A 16,003-nucleotide genomic window follows, 5' to 3' on the forward strand; every position below is an offset into this window, starting at 1 on the left:
CGACTCGAGTTTTTCAGGTCTCGACTCGGACACCGTCTTTTGGGTTCGAGTCGGGATTTTTTTCACGCAAACGAAACCCAAGTCGTGTCGAAAATAGTGACGCGACTCGAGTTTTTCAGGTCTCGACTCGGACGCCGTTTTTTGGGTTCGAGTCGGGATTTCTTTTAATTTTACTTGAGTCAATCCAACAGATTAATTCAAGTATAATATTCGGCAATCTACTGCCGAATTTGACTGCCAATCTCGGCACTTGACTGCCGAATTTGTTGACACAAACTTTTTTTATCCTATCTTATCAATTTGGTGATATTATGAAATATAATTTATTAGAACAAAATCCTTGGTGGCAAAACAGTAAGTTGATCGAAAACGATGTGAAATTAGTAGAATATGAAAATATGCATCATAGATATATTCCAACATTGTTAGAAGAATTTCCCATGAATTATCCTGGCATCTACACTTTAAGAGGACCAAGACAGATCGGAAAATCCACTACCGTAAAATTATTAATTAAAAAGCTGATTGAAAAAAATGTAAAACCTGTAAATATATTTTTTTTCACAGTTGATTTGATAGAGGACAAGAAAGAGCTTGCTGAATTAATCAAGGAATATTTAAACTTTTCCACTTCAGAATCGCTCAGGTATATTTTTCTTGATGAAATTACTCTTGTTAACAAATGGCAACTAACTTTAAAACAACTTGCTGATATAGGTTTAATAAATAATTGTGTAATTCTTGTTACAGGTTCTTCATCAGTTGATATACGCAAAGGTGCCGAAAGAATGCCCGGGCGACGAGGTAATTTTCATAAACACGATTTTGTCCAACTCCCTCTTTCATTTAAAGAATATTTGGATTTATTTTGTTTTAATTTCGATACATCTAACAAAAATATAAAATCTGTTTTTAATGAAAAAGTTAATTGGAATAAAGAAAAAATGTTGCTACCGGAAATAAATAAACTTTTTTTAAATTATCTTCGCACAGGGGGTTTTCCCTTTGTAATAAATAAGTATAAAAAAAGTTCTGATTTTAATCTTTACAAGAATCTTTTTTTAGATATTCTCGTTAGTGAATTCGATAAATTGGGAAAAAACAGGACTGTCCTGAAAAATTTAATTACGGAAATTGGACTTCATCTGACTAAAAGAATAACATTTAATAAATTGCACAGAAATATCGGAACTATTGGTTCTCATCACACTACAAAGGATTATGTGAATTTATTAGCAGATTCTTTTATAATTTCAATTTTAAATTTTATTGACATAAACACAAAAAGGGTAAATATAAATAAGCAAATCAAATTGTTTGCCAGCGATTCAATCTTTTTCTTTTTATTAAATTCTATTTCCCATTTTACTAATCCTCACACGATTTTGAATAATAATCAAAGTCTCTCTGTTTTAGTAGAAAATGTCGTATTTACAAATTTGATAAAATACAATGAAGCCAAAATCTATCAGGGATTATCCGAATTAGAAAATACTTTTTATTGGTACTCAAAATCAGGCAATGAAATAGATTTTATTTTAAGAACAGAAAATTGTCTATATCCCATTGAAGTTAAATACAGAAAGCAAATTCGTGCTGATGATTTTGCAACCGTGAAAAGAGTCTTTGGTAAAGGCATAATTCTAACAAGAGATACGTTTTTCCAAACTGAAAATATAGTCGGTGTGCCTGTTCCGGTATTTTTGATGAATTTGAAATACTAAGGCACCCTTGCGAATGGTCAAAGACCTTCGCAATGGTTGAATTGCTGCGTAAAAGAGTTTCATTACAAAAGTTGAAAACAAGTAATCCAACCATTACGGAGGTTTGAAAAGAAACCATCCGTAAGGTTAGGGGGGTATAAAAAAATCCTCAAGTGCAAACGAAACCCAAGTCGTGTCGAAAAGAGTGACGTGACTTGAGTTTTTCAAAAAAAAACCCTCAAGATCCGGAGACCTTGAGGGTAAAATAGAATAACTATTTTTAATTACATTTTGATTGAAATACCTGCATTGAATCTTCTTGGAAGTCCAAAGAAAACTTCGGCAGCACTTCCTGTATGTGGATACAGGCTGGTATCATAAGCATTATAGTGGCTATTATCTGTTGCATCCTGAACGAAGACTTCATCAAATAAGTTAAATATATGAGTAAAGGCTTCGATTTCTAATCCTTTTATAACTGTGGGGAGTTTATAGAAGAGATGAAGATCTACAAGGCTATAAGACGGAATTTCCCAACTCTGCATTGTGTCATTTTCATCCTGACGACTGAATGGATCCCATGAAGCATAGAAATCGCAGAAATATTTATAGGCGAAATTGATTCTCAGACCTTGTACAGGATATAATGTTGCTCCGAGTGCAAGTTGTGTTTGAGGTGCATCACCAACTTTAAGGTCGTTAACATAACAGCTCAATGTATCCATTACTTCAAGCGTATCAACCCAATTTTTATAAGTGGCTGTGAAATCGTTTGTATAAATCCAATCACCTTTGGAGAATGAGGCATCTAATTTGATTAATGGGATCGGGTGTGTGTGAAGTTCAAATTCAAAACCGGAATGACGTGAGTCCATACCTCTAAGGAAAATGATCCCTTCATTTCCGAGTGAATCTGTTATACCTTTTGTTTTGGTTTGATCATTCCAGATCGTGAAATAATAATCACCTTTAATGTTAAGCAAGCCATCGAGACCGACAAAATTCAAACCACCTTCAATATCAGTGAATTTTTCGTTAGATGGATCGTCAGCAACGGTTCCGTCATAATCATTAATGACTTCATCAAATATCGGGCATTTGGAAACATATCCGGCATTACCGAAGATTCCGATATTATTTGTCAAACGATAACTGGAGCCACCTTTAACTTGATATCCGGGGAGCCAATCTGTGTTTGAAGTAAGTTTATTACCGGTTCCATCATCTACAAAATGATCTTTATAGGAATATTTGATGCTGGAATATCCACCCATTCCATAAATATTGAGTTTGTCTAACGAATATTCACCTTGAGCAGATCCACCAATCCAATCTACAGTGTTGGTGTTATAATAGGCAATTTTGTCACCAAGATGTTTTTGATAATCTGTTTCGGTTGAGTCAAAATCATTGCCTGTATAGGTGTAATATTCACCGCCAAGTAAGTCACGAACTTCACGGAAATGATCAATTTCTGCAGTTCTCCAATCAAGACCAAAAGAGGTTTTTATTTGATCATTGATATCATATCTTAGTTTTGAAATTGCACCAATAGTCCATTGGTTATTTCTACTATTACGCAGAATGCCTAAAGCACCTGTAGAGGATGTGTCATTTCGTGCAATGGTTGCATCCCAAGCAACAAACCGTGAGGGGCTTGAAATGCCAACATTGTAGTTCCACAAAACTGAGCCATAAGTGCCTGTTCCGCCACCTTCACCACCGGAGTAATAGAGAACCGAATAAATATCCAATTTTTTACTTAATTGTGTAAACCAGTTCAAATTAATCTGTGGCTTAAAATAGAAGTTTTCTCTTTCATTAAGAAAATCCGGAGAGTAACGATCATGTAATGCACCGTTCCACCATTGTTTGCCGTCATAAGTGGGACTAACAACATACCAGTTTTCATTATAAAACCTTCCGGCTTCGGATTCATGGATATCATCTAGATAATCAGCAATAACACTGTCCGGAATACCGGCATGGTCTTTTGCGTATTTATGGTCATAAGCTGCCATATTTTGTTTGTAAAGATTTTGACCATGTCTTTGCGGAGCTCCCACCGCGTAGAATTCCAGGCGGTTATTTTCATTCAAATTATAACTTGTTGCTAAATAATATGACCAAGCATCAGTCCATGTTTTATCAATGATACCATTACCGGTTTTCTGATTAACATTAAGACTGAAGGCATATTTGTCATTTACTAAACCTGAATTTGCAATAACAGTCTTCTTTTCGAATCCTGCAGTTCCATATTCTTGTTTGAACTCAACACCTTTACTCATTTTGGTTGCATCGGTTATCATGTTCATTGTTCCACCAATGGAAGGCACGGCAAGGTTTACAGCACTAAGTCCTCTTTGTACCTGAATTGAGGAAGTTGCATCACCGAGTCCGTCCCAATTTGACCAGTAAACCCAGCCATTTTCCATATCATTAATAGGAACACCGTTGATCATAACAGCCACATTGCGTTGATTGAAACCACGAATATTTACACGTGCATCTCCGGCACCGCCACCTTGACAAGTGGAATATACACTTGGTGTGTTTGTAAGCACAAGGGGAATATCGCGAGAGCCAAGAGATTCGGAAATCTCTGCTTTATCAACATCTGAAAATGCAACAGGTGTATTCAATTTGGCTCTATCTGCCACAACTTCAATCCCTGCAACACCGATATCTTTTCCAATCATTTCAAAATTGACTGTTGTTGTAAGTCCTGAAGTTACTGTTATCTCTTTTCGGTTTTGTTCATAGCTTAATAAGCTAACAATTAGAGTATATTTACCACTAGGAACATTATTGATAATGAATTGACCCTTTGCGTTTGATAATGAGCCAAATTCAGTTCCTGACAAATATACATTCACATCTTGTAATGGAATTCCATTACTTTCTTTTACGATTCTACCGGCAACTTTCCCAAAATCCTGGGCAATTGCAAATGAAGTAAGAAGGAGAGAGGATACTACTAAAGCTAGTAATACTTTTTTCATATTTACCTTTCTTATTGTTTTTGTTTTGATTAACAAATTAGATAATTAATCGTTTTAGATTAATGCCTATTTAATGATGTTGACAAATTGAAGTGAAACAGCCTAATTTTGATATTATCATCCCATTGTTTTTTTGCTTCCATAACATAACAAATACTGTGTTCCAACTGATTTGAGAAATTTCTTTTTTCAGAATTCATATTACACGAAGTTGTGAGAAATCGTTTTTGCTTGTCAATGTTTTCTAATAGAATAATTGGACGATCTACAGCATAAGTATCCATCCTTTTTTATATTTTCAAGTTTATTGATATAATTGTCTGGGATAATAGGAGGTAGATTTAGGATTTTTTGGTCAATTTCTACGAGGGGGTAAACCTCCACGCTAAATCGAAGAAAGCATTATGAATAATGTTCATTACATACCAGCCATTTTTTTCAGCCTGATTTATCCGCCAGCTGGTGGATAAAATCTTTATCAATGTCTATTTTAGAATAATCATCGCACATTTCAGCACGGAATGGTCCGTGCCGACTCCAAAAATTATTTCATAAATATTCGGGTGGATACTTTTAAAGGTGACTGTCGATTTTCATAGAATGATGAAAAAAAAAATTTCCGTTCGAAACGGGCAAAAATGTTTATTGTAAAATGCATGCTTACTTCTTAATAAAATGACAACCGATGGATTTATTATTATGAATAGCGGCATTAACGATTATAGAAGCCGTTATAACTGCATTTCTCAGCTCAATTATATCTCGCGATAGTTCAGCCTGTTTATAAAACTCGAATATTCTGTGAGAATAATAATCCAAATCTGCCCTTGCTCGTTCTAATCCTCTTTGAGTTCGAATTATTCCCGCATAATTCCACATAGTCAATTTAATTGCTTCCCAATCCTGACTAATGAGCATTTGGTCAAATTTTTCATTCTGCTTGGGAATTTTCCAATCCGGAATAGATTCAAATTTTGTTTTATGGATATGAGAATAATTATCAATAATATGCTCAGCTGCTTTTTTGCCCCAAAGAATACCTTCCAGCAGGGAAACAGATGCAAGCCGATTTGCACCATGAACTCCAGTACAACTTGTTTCACCCACTGAATATAATCTTCGGATGGTAGTTCGCCCTGACAAATCAACTTTTACACCACCGCAGAAATAATGGGCAACCGGTACAATAGGAATAGGTTCTTTTGTAATATCAATTCCATATTTATGGCAGGTCGCATATATCTGTGAAAATCTTTGCTTAATAGGTTCATTACCAGTATAAGTGGAAGCGATATCGAGATACATGTATTTTTTCCCAGTTTTATTCATCTCTTCGTAAATTGCTCGAGAAACTATATCTCGGGGAGCAAGGTCTTTTAGGGAAGAATATTTTTGCATAAATGGATTAAAATTGTGATCCAAAAGCACTCCCCCTTCCCCGCGTAAAGATTCGGAAATGAGAAAACCTTCAATATCTTTATGAAAAAAAGAGGTAGGATGAAATTGAATCATTTCGGCATTAATAATATCTGCTCCTGATCTATATGCCATACTAATCCCATCACCAGTTGCTGATTTTGAGTTTGTGGTGTATTTATAAAGACTGCCTACGCCCCCTGTAGCTAGAATAACATAATGAGCAAGGAAAGTTTTAACAACACTTTGATTATTATCAAGAGTATAAATTCCCATAGCTATACGTCTTTTATATAAATCCTCCGAATTATCTGAATGATGGTTGTTTGTAATAATATCTATGGATGTATGAGAATGAAGTATCTTCACTCCTATTTTGCTGGCATAATTTATCAAATCAATCTGAATCTTTTCACCTGTTTTATCTTTGTAATGTAAAATCCTTTTGCATGAATGGGCTGCCTCGCCTGTATAATGTAAATTTTCATCATCATTCTTGGAAAATTTCACTCCGATTTTATCAATGAGGAAATCAAAAACGAGTTGAGGACCTTCATTTGCAATCATATCCACTGCCTCAAAACTGTTGTAATTATATCCGGCTGCAAGAATATCCTTTTTTAATGCTTCAGCACTATCCGATTCGTTTTTGGCAACAATTCCACCTTGAGCGAGATTTGTATTTGTTTCATTGATTTTATCTTCCTTGGTTAAAACCAAAACATTTAAGCCTTTTTCTTGCAGATATATTGCGGAAGTTAATCCGGAGATGCCGGTTCCCACAACTATTACATCATATATTTTTCTCATTTTATACCTCTATTTTTAGTCCTGAAACAACCTGAAAATAAGAAAAAAAATGAAACATAAAGTGCACAAAGAGCACAAAGGAAAAAGTATTTATCTTTTTTGGTGTGGTTTTGTGGCTCATATTTAACTTATGCTTTCGTATATTTCACTCGGGTAATTCTGAACTTACTATTTCGATCATTTTATTCAATGCTATGGCTGCATTTTCCTTTATATTTTGTGGAACTTTCACTTCGTAAATTAATTCACATGCACCATTTAGACAGTTTTCTATGGATTGAAGCGATGTTGCAAGTTTTACTAAGTCGATCTTAGACATATCCCTGCAAATAGATTTACGAAGCGGGATGACTTTTTTATGCGGGTTTTCATCATTTAATCGTTTTACAAAATTATATTCAGTCCCAATTCCCCACGTAGATCCTGAAGGTGAATTTTTCACAAAGTTAAAAATTTGTTGGGTTGAACCCGAATAATCTGCAGATTGTAATACTTCTCGGTCACATTCCGGATGTACGATTATTTTTATTTTTGAATATTTTGCGCGTAGATTTTTTATATCCGTAACTGAAAAAATTTTATGAACATAGCAGAATCCATCCCAAATAAACAATTTTGCAGTCGATACGTTAGCAAGTTTTTCAAAACTAAAGTCCCTATTCACTTTCACTGTTCGATTTTTAGCCAAATTTAATTTTTTGGAAGTGTTTATTCCAAGATTGAAATCCGGAGCAAAAAACACCGCTTTTCCTTTATCTAAAAAATATTTTACTACTTTATCAGCATTAGAACTTGTGCAAGTTGCTCCCCCGTTTTTACCAGTAAAACCTTTGGCTTCTGCAGAAGAATTCACATAAACTACCGGTACAATTTCAGATTCTGTCTGACTTTTTATTATATTAAATGCTTTTTCAAATTCCTTGTAGGTTATTTTATCGGCAAGAGGACAACCGGAATCCAAGTCGGGAATAATGATTTTTTGAAAATCTTTTGAAACAATATTTGCTGCTTCTGCCATGAATCTAACTCCGCAAAAAATAATATATTTTGCATCCAAATCTCTACAGCGAACTGCTAATTTATAAGAATCACCGACAAAATCAGCGAAATCCACAATATCCTGAGTTTGATAATGATGAGCGGGAATTATAACTTTTCCTGCTAACGATTTTTTTTTATCGCGGATAAAGTTTTTTAACTTATTTTTATCTAATTCTAATTTATCTAAACTCATAATGCTCCTTAGCATGAACCAATGAAAAATCAAAAGCTTTTACTGTGTGAGTTAATGCACCCACGGAAATATAATTTACACCAATTTGTGAAACTGCTGCAATTCTGTCAACTGTCATATTTCCAGAGGCTTCTGAAAGGGCTTTTTCTCCAATGATTTTTACTGCTTTTTTCATTTCATCCAATTTCATATTATCAACCATAATGATATCAGCACCGGATTTTAAAGCTTCTTTTACTTCTTCTAAATTTCTTGTTTCCACTTCGATCTTGAATTTATTTCCCCATTTTTCTTTTACTTTTTGCACTGCTTTTTTTATACTTCCTGCTCCATCAATGTGATTATCTTTGATCATCACCAGATCGTATAATCCCATACGATGGTTTTTTCCACCGCCACATTCTACTGCATATTTCTGTGCTTCTCGTAAACCGGGTAATGTTTTTCTTGTATCGAGAATCTTTGTTTCGCCACGCAATCGCTTCACAAAAGAATGTGTTTTTGTAGCGATTCCACTGAGATGGGAAAGAAAATTCAAAGCTACCCGTTCTGCTTTCAATATTGATTGGATTTTCCCATTAATGTCTGCGACCCTATTTTTGGGAAAAACTTCATCTCCGTCATGACATAAAAATTTTACACGAGTTTCTTCATCTACAATTGCAAAAACTTTACAGAAATATTCACTACCGCAGAGAATTCCTTTATCGTTTGCAACTAATTTATATTCTCCCTTTTCAGCGGTAAAAATCGCTTGACTGGTAATATCACCGCGATAGCGAAAATCTTCTTCCAAAGCATATTTAATTATTTTTTCTTCCATAATTCCCTTTTTTAAGTGGGCTCAAGATTTTCAATTTTAAATAAAAGTGATTTTAATTTTACCATCTTTGCCAACAATTTTGTTTTCTGAAATTAATTCGATAATATTTTCCGGATGTGTAGTTCGTTCCGCAAAAATTATCCAGGCTTCCATTTTTTTATCTATCAGGCACTCATAGCAAGAAAGCGAGCCAAAACTTCTATCTTCAGTTTCAAAACCTGCGATGATTATCGGTTTAAATAATTCTTTCATCGCCCTTATCAAATTTATGTTGACTTCGAGATTCAAAGTGCCTGGAAAAGGATTAATCCTTAGAAATGTTTTGATACGTTTTTTGTATTCAGGATGCGTTATATAAAATTTCCCTTCTCCGATTCCCTGCTTGATAATTCCTTGCAAAGAAAAATCTCCAAAAAAATTATCTAATAAGTCATAAGTTTTTTTTAGCAGTTTAATACTTTGCTGTTTGAATTCAATCCTAATTCCCTTTGTGCTGGAAGTTCGTTTGATAAAATTTCTTTTTTCCAACTCTATCAAAACCCGTGAAACCGACTGTTGAGAAATTTCAAATAATTCTGCAAGATTTGTGGTGGAAGTTTCAATTGACTCGAACAATCCATATTCTTTGATAAGCGGGATAATATAGCGAAAAAATGACACCATATAAATTCTCCATTTTTTGTATTTACCAATATTTTTATAACTTACGCTTTTTTGAGTATTAGCAAATAAAAGTGTAATCACTCATTTTTTATACAACAAAAAAAACTGTTCATTCTCAATCTATTTGCTTGGGGAAAAAATATCCCCAGAACACTTATTGTTTTTTCAATTTTTTTTTGAGATTTGTAATAGATTAATTTGTGATTGTTCGTGAAATTCATGGCTTTAATATTTCTAGAAATTTTTATTAAAGTTTCCAATCTTCTTCCTCGCTCCATCTTTTTTCGACTCTTCGCTTTTTAATTTGCTTACGTATAAATGCAATTAATAAAAGGAAGGGAATCAACGTCCAAATAAAACCGAAACCTGAATAGAATAATGCTAAAATCAAATGCGGTTTGATAGAATTTTGCACTTTTTCTAAAAATTGCTGAACTGTACATCCGTAAATTCTGTAAAAAGAAATCGAAAATTTTTCAGTTTGATTCAACATTTCGAGGAATTTCTGGAATTTAACAAAATCATAATCGGCAATCAGTTTTTTGAAATTATAATAACTCTGAAGATAAAACATACCTACTTTGTTTTTGTATTTAGGATAGTGATAATTATATTTACTGAGATTTAACGTATTCCCCTGAAGGGCGTCCATCAAAAATTCTACTTCTTTTGTAAAATTCCATTGCTTTGCAAAATATTGGGCAAATCCTTCGTCAAACCAGAGCGGGATTCTGGATTGAGGAGCAATATGATGCAGAAGAATGTGGCAATATTCATGTTTGAGAATTTTGTAATAATCGGATTTTGCAGGCATATCTTTGGGGTTTTTTAGAGTGATAGTCTTGAATTTGGGAACAGCAAAAGCCACCGTTTGATCCGGCAATTTTCCCGATAATGTCATTAGATCGGTAAATTCATCGTTGGAGGAGCAAAGCAAAACTTTAATTCCTGAAATATTATAAAATCCTATCTCACGATTTACCGACCAAATGATTTTATCGAATCTTTCTGCAATATTTTGAGCATTTTTTTCATCTTTTGCTTCATATTGAAGACTGAAATATTTAGTTAGGATTATATCTGCATCAAGCGAAATTGTTATAAATAAAATCGCTGCCCACAAACAAATAAATAAACAAGTTCTAAATCTTCGATTCATTTTTTCTTTTTAAGAAAAAGCGGTAACCATTGTCAATTTTAAAGAAAAGTTTTTCGAATTTTTTAATCGAAATAGTTCGGAGTTATATGAAAATAATTTTCCCATTTCATTAATTCTGAAAACTTGACGGGGTTTTACCAATAGATTTTTTGTGAAAAAATCGGAAAAAATAACATTAATAAAATAAATTAATTTCAGCTAATAATTTCAATCAAAATTTAATAAATGAAAATTATGGAGAAAAAATAAATGAATACGGTTACAGCAAAAAAGTGTTTCCAATTCGATTTGGAAAAAATAAAAAGTGCCATTCGGAATATTTTCCAATCTCAAGGGTTTAGCAGCAAATTAGAATCGTTGGACTCCATTCTTTTAAAGCCGAATTTACTTGGTGCTTATGACCCTGAGAGATCAGTAACTTCACACCCTATTTTCGTAGCTGCAGTTATTGAAATTCTCAAAGATTACAATATTTCCATCTCGATTTTTGATAACCCGGGCGGTTCCAGCAAATACAAAGACGTAATCCAAAAAACAGGTATGGAGCGGGTTGCGAAAAAATATAATGTTAATTTATTAGAACCCGTCTCAGGTATAAAAACATTTGGATCAGATCCGGAGTATATTATTAGTAACCGTTTTTTGGAAAGCGAAGCAATAATTAATCTTTGCAAAATGAAGACCCATTCATATACTTTTTTTACCGGTGCAATAAAAAATACTTTTGGAGTCGTGCCCGGAATAGCGAAAGCAAATTATCACAAACTTGCCCCAAATCCCACCAATTTTGCTCATTACATTGTTGACATTTATAATATTGTCCGAGATAAGATAATTTTCAATCTGATGGATGGAATTTATGGGATGGATGGCGATGGACCATCCAACGGAAAATCCAAGAATTTTGGCGTAATTCTCGGAAGCGAAAACGCAATAGCACTTGATTTCGTTGCAACTCGAATGATGGGCTACAATCCGTACAAAATCCCGATAACTACAATTGCAGCTCAATCGAATTCCATCAATTTGGATGAGATAATTTTCGAGGGAGATTTTGAGCCGGATTTCATCTTGCCTGATGTTAATATCAAAACGAGTATTCGCACTAATTTGATATTGCGTTCGTTATCCGCCCCTTTTAAAAATATCATAAAAAAATTCTTCTGGACGATTCCTGAATTCAGTGAGGAAAAATGTAATCAATGCTCACAATGTGTAAATTTTTGTCCGGTTAATGCATTGAGTTGGCAAGAAAAATCTTCCGCTCCGGTTATTGATGCAGAAAAATGTATCTTGTGTTTATGTTGCGTGGAAAACTGCCCGCAAAATGCTGTAACAATCAAAAAAAGTTTTTTAAGCAAAATTTTGATAAGTTAAAAAAATCTGAGGCGATTCCATCTGAATAGCATCCATAAATAACAATAATGATCTTATCGCATAGAAACAGACTAAAAATGAAAATTACCCTAATTATATTTATCCTAGTCTGCACCAATTATAGGAGAAAAGAAATTTTTTCAAATTACCAGCCATTAATTTATCTGATATACCACAAAAAAAAATCTGGAATTTGTTAGATAATTATTTATTTTGAGTGAAGAAAGGGTTGAAAACAGATAAATTGACACAATATGAGTTTGTCTATTTTTTGCCTATAAATGATTCCTATTTTCATTTAGAAATTCGTACTTGTTACAGAAATTAATTTTTTGTACCTTTATTCATAAATAGTGTGCATCCGTAAAGTCGTGTTTGTGCAAATCATCCACTAGTCGGCAGATAAATCCCTATTGAATATTAAAATACAAAGCATTCAACGGGGATATTACCCTTTTTACAAAAAAATTTTATCTTGCGAAAATTTGTTTTTTCTGAGTGATGTTGTTTATCACATTCATCTGCGTCGAATCTATAATTTACAGATGGACACTAAATGTATGTTATTTTTTATATTATGTTTTGATATTATACTAAACAATTTACAAGAATTTGGAGTTTAGATGGAAAAATTTAGAAAAACGATGGAAGAACTTGTAGTTGAGAATAAACAATTAAAACAGGTTCAACAACAATACAAAGCTCTTATGGAAGTATTGCCTGAGATGACTTTTACCATTAACCAAAAAGGTGATTTTGTCAATTTTAGCACTCCGAGCGATGAAATTCTTCCATTTCCCGGAAATGAAATAATCGGGAAGAATATTCGTGAGATGGGTCTTTCCACCAACGATGAAAAAAATGTTATTAGTGCAATAGAAAAGACTCTCCAAACAGATATAATTCATAAAGTTCAATATGTTCTCAACACATTAGCCGGAAATGGAATTTTTGAAGGGAATATCATCAAACTTGATAAAGAGCATGTAATGGTCGTGGTAAGTGATACAACAGAAAAAAAATCATTCAGAAAAAAAATGAATGATCGAGAAAAAAAATATATTGAAATAGGAGACAATTTTCCGGGTCTTTTTTACCAATTTATTAAGAAAAATGATGGTTCGTATTTTATGCCTTTTATCTGTGAGGACTTAAACTCATTATACAGTATTCCGGCAAAGGTATCTTATAATGAAAAAAATAAAATATTGGATTTAATCCATAAAGATGACATTTCTTATGTGAAGAAATCTATAAATAGATCTGCAGAAACTATGCAAAAATGGATGCAGGAATTTCGTGTAGTCTTGGAAAATGAAGAGGTGCGATCCATTTTGGGGATTTCCGCTCCGAAAGAAAAAGGAAATGGTGATATGATCTGGAATGGTATCCTCGTTGATATTACTGAGGAAAAAAAAGTAGGACATAATCTTTTCAGGACTCAAGAAGAATTAAAATTAACTTTTGATAATTCTCCGATCGGAGTCTGCACATCGGATTTAGAGGGAAAAATAATTTCCTGCAACAAGGCATATTGCAAGATGATGGGTTATAAAAATAATGAATTGCAATCAAAAACATTTTTTCAATTTACTCATGAAAATTATAAAAAACTGAACCACCAGTTTTTTGATCAATTAGTTAATGGCAATAAACCTTATTATGAATTTTATAAGAAGAATATTCGGAAAAACGGAAAATTTTTAGATGTTTTCATCCGAGCTAAATTGGTAAAAGATGAAATCGGAAAACCACTTTTTGTCATCTCGGTAATTGAAGACATAACTAAACTCAAAATAGCTGAGGCGAAGGCACTGCTCAATGAAGCACAATTCAGAAAATTAGCTACTTCCAACCCAACCGGAATCATGATTTTCCAAAATGATAAGTGGCAATATGCAAATCCTACTGCCGAAAAAATATGTGGATACTCATTGTCTGAACTTAAAAATATGAATTTTTGGGATTTTGTCCATCCCGATTTTGTAAAAATAGTTCGAGAACAAGGAACGAGAAGGCAAAACGGAAAGCTGGCAAAATACCATCATGAACTTAAGATTGTAACTAAAAAAGGCAATCCGAAATGGGTAGAACTTTTCGGAACTAATATTATCTATAATAAAAAAAATGCGGGACTTGTCTCAATTTTGGATGTTTCAGAAAAAAAATCAAATGAAAAAATTCAAGAAGTATTATTAAATATTTCCGAAGTGGCATTAAAATGCAAAAATATTAATCAGCTATCCGAATCAATTTATAAAGAACTTAGTTCAGTAATCCCAACCAACTGTTTTTATATTGCTTTATACAATCCGAAAACTGACATGTACAATTTTCCATATCACAATGATCCATTTGAAAAAATAAATCCTGAAGAAGAAATTTCGCTAAAATTTTCTCTCACTGATTATGTGCGTACAACCGGAAAAGCCCGTCTGATTACATTGCAGGAAGATGAAAGACTGAGACAAGAGAATGAAATCAAATTAATCGGAAAAGCAGCTCCTGTATGGATGGGTGCTCCAATAGTTGATTCCACCTCTAATAACGCTATTGGTGTAATCGCTGTACAAGATTATACAAATGAAAATGCTTTCACTAACTCTGATTTGAAAATTTTGGAAATAATTTCTCGTAATATTGGAATCGTACTTCAACAGAAGAAAGCAGAAGATGATTTGAAAAAAAGTGAAGCCAAATTCCGGACATTATTTGAAGAATCCATTGATACGGTTTATAGAACATCTGTGAGTGGAAAATTTCTGCAAATTAACCGAGCGGGCTTAGACCTTTTTGGTTATTCTCTTGAAGAAATACAAAACATCAATGTAAGTGATATATATTCCAATCCAAAAGAGAGAATGTTGTTTCAAAAGTCAATTTCTCGGGACGGATATGTTCAAGAATTTGAACTTATTCTCAAAAAGAAGGATGGGTTAGAATTTCCAGCTATTGTTTCTGCCAGAACTATAGAGTCGAATAGCGGCGAAATTTTAGGATATCAAGGAATTATCCATGATATAACCGAACACAAGAAAGCGGATGCAATTCTTGAAAAAGCAGCTGAAGAGAAAGAGTTGTTATTACAAGAAGCCCATCATAGAATCAAAAATAATTTTACGATCATCTCATCTATTTTGAATATGCAATCGCATAACATTCGTGATGAAAAGGATAAAGAGATGTTTAGGGATAGTCAAAACAGAGTAATGCTCATGGCGAATTTGCATGAATCATTATACAAATCCGCCGATATTTCCAAAGTAGATATGAAATTATATCTCGGGCAGATAATTGATCGTCTTTGCGAAGGATATGAAATTGATAAATCGGGAATTGAGGTTACCATAAATATTGAGCAAATACAAATTCCATCAAAAACAGCCACTCACTGCGGATTACTTCTTAGTGAGTTATTCACAAATGCCTTCAAATATGGTTTTCCCGAGAACAAAACAGGAAAAATAGAAATTTCTTTTGTTAAATTTGGGGATGAAGATATCGTTCTGAAAATATTTAATGACGGCGTCCCACTTTCTCCAAATTTCGACCTAAAGAAATCCGAATCTTTGGGTCTGCAATTAGTGGATATGCTTGTGCAACAGTTGGAGGGAAAAATAGAAATTTCACGGGAAAATGGAACAGAATTTAAAATTACATTTAATTATAAGAATCTGTAATCTAAGTTTAAAAAATTAAATTAGTAATTATTGTGAAATTGAATTTATTTAAGGATTGACTTATGCAACAGACAAAAGTATTTTTAGTTGAAGACAATTTTTTAATAGGGAATGATATAATGCTGAAATTGCA

General features: G+C 33.3%; 10 protein-coding genes. 3 read left to right on the top strand and 7 right to left on the bottom strand.

Annotation, left to right across the window (positions count from 1 at the left end):
* The first annotated feature begins 311 nt into the window (after positions 1–311).
* A complete protein-coding gene (locus U9P79_05630) occupies positions 312–1,724 on the top strand; it encodes an ATP-binding protein (GenBank protein MEA2104103.1) in 1,413 nt (470 codons plus the stop codon).
* A gap of 263 nt (positions 1,725–1,987) precedes the next feature.
* On the opposite strand, the gene U9P79_05635 is transcribed toward U9P79_05630, so the two are convergent.
* The 7 genes from U9P79_05635 to U9P79_05665 form a co-directional block, all read right to left on the bottom strand.
* Positions 1,988–4,708, bottom strand: coding sequence for a TonB-dependent receptor (locus U9P79_05635; GenBank protein ID MEA2104104.1), 2,721 nt, complete (start codon positions 4,706–4,708; stop codon positions 1,988–1,990).
* A 59-nt stretch (positions 4,709–4,767) separates the two neighbouring features.
* Entirely contained in the window at positions 4,768–4,992 is a 225-nt protein-coding gene (locus tag U9P79_05640) for a hypothetical protein (GenBank protein MEA2104105.1), read from the bottom strand.
* 376 nt (positions 4,993–5,368) lie between these two features.
* Positions 5,369–6,934, bottom strand: a complete 1,566-nt coding sequence (nadB, locus tag U9P79_05645) for an L-aspartate oxidase (protein ID MEA2104106.1) — start codon at positions 6,932–6,934, stop codon at positions 5,369–5,371.
* A gap of 145 nt (positions 6,935–7,079) precedes the next feature.
* Positions 7,080–8,168 (bottom strand): quinolinate synthase NadA, encoded by a 1,089-nt coding sequence (nadA, locus tag U9P79_05650; protein ID MEA2104107.1) that lies wholly within the window; start codon positions 8,166–8,168, stop codon positions 7,080–7,082.
* Complete coding sequence (nadC, locus tag U9P79_05655; protein MEA2104108.1) at positions 8,155–8,991, bottom strand: carboxylating nicotinate-nucleotide diphosphorylase; 837 nt, start codon at positions 8,989–8,991, stop codon at positions 8,155–8,157. Before nadC ends, nadA begins: the two co-directional genes overlap by 14 nt.
* Positions 8,992–9,027: 36 nt before the next feature.
* On the bottom strand, positions 9,028–9,654 hold the full coding sequence (locus U9P79_05660) for a DUF120 domain-containing protein (GenBank protein MEA2104109.1): 627 nt from the start codon (positions 9,652–9,654) through the stop codon (positions 9,028–9,030).
* A 247-nt stretch (positions 9,655–9,901) separates the two neighbouring features.
* Positions 9,902–10,813, bottom strand: coding sequence for a hypothetical protein (locus tag U9P79_05665; GenBank protein MEA2104110.1), 912 nt, complete (start codon positions 10,811–10,813; stop codon positions 9,902–9,904).
* A 249-nt stretch (positions 10,814–11,062) separates the two neighbouring features.
* On the opposite strand from U9P79_05665, the gene U9P79_05670 reads away from it, so the two are divergent.
* Both U9P79_05670 and U9P79_05675 read left to right on the top strand, forming a co-directional pair.
* Entirely contained in the window at positions 11,063–12,190 is a 1,128-nt protein-coding gene (locus tag U9P79_05670) for a DUF362 domain-containing protein (GenBank protein MEA2104111.1), read from the top strand.
* A gap of 623 nt (positions 12,191–12,813) precedes the next feature.
* Entirely contained in the window at positions 12,814–15,870 is a 3,057-nt protein-coding gene (locus tag U9P79_05675) for a PAS domain S-box protein (protein ID MEA2104112.1), read from the top strand.
* Positions 15,871–16,003: the final 133 nt, after the last annotated feature.

Source organism: Candidatus Cloacimonadota bacterium (genome assembly GCA_034661015.1).
Classification (GTDB): Bacteria; Cloacimonadota; Cloacimonadia; order JGIOTU-2; family JGIOTU-2; genus JAYEKN01.

Excerpts from the sequence above, each read along its gene's own strand:
- U9P79_05640 (MEA2104105.1), bottom strand. The coding sequence starts at position 4,992 with ATGGATACTTATGCTGTAGATCGTCCAATTATTCTATTAGAAAACATT.
- U9P79_05635 (MEA2104104.1), bottom strand. The coding sequence starts at position 4,708 with ATGAAAAAAGTATTACTAGCTTTAGTAGTATCCTCTCTCCTTCTTACT.
- U9P79_05660 (MEA2104109.1), bottom strand. The coding sequence starts at position 9,654 with ATGGTGTCATTTTTTCGCTATATTATCCCGCTTATCAAAGAATATGGA.
- U9P79_05630 (MEA2104103.1), top strand. The coding sequence starts at position 312 with ATGAAATATAATTTATTAGAACAAAATCCTTGGTGGCAAAACAGTAAG.
- U9P79_05665 (MEA2104110.1), bottom strand. The coding sequence starts at position 10,813 with ATGAATCGAAGATTTAGAACTTGTTTATTTATTTGTTTGTGGGCAGCG.
- U9P79_05670 (MEA2104111.1), top strand. The coding sequence starts at position 11,063 with ATGAATACGGTTACAGCAAAAAAGTGTTTCCAATTCGATTTGGAAAAA.
- nadA (MEA2104107.1), bottom strand. The coding sequence starts at position 8,168 with ATGAGTTTAGATAAATTAGAATTAGATAAAAATAAGTTAAAAAACTTT.
- U9P79_05675 (MEA2104112.1), top strand. The coding sequence starts at position 12,814 with ATGGAAAAATTTAGAAAAACGATGGAAGAACTTGTAGTTGAGAATAAA.
- nadB (MEA2104106.1), bottom strand. The coding sequence starts at position 6,934 with ATGAGAAAAATATATGATGTAATAGTTGTGGGAACCGGCATCTCCGGA.
- nadC (MEA2104108.1), bottom strand. The coding sequence starts at position 8,991 with ATGGAAGAAAAAATAATTAAATATGCTTTGGAAGAAGATTTTCGCTAT.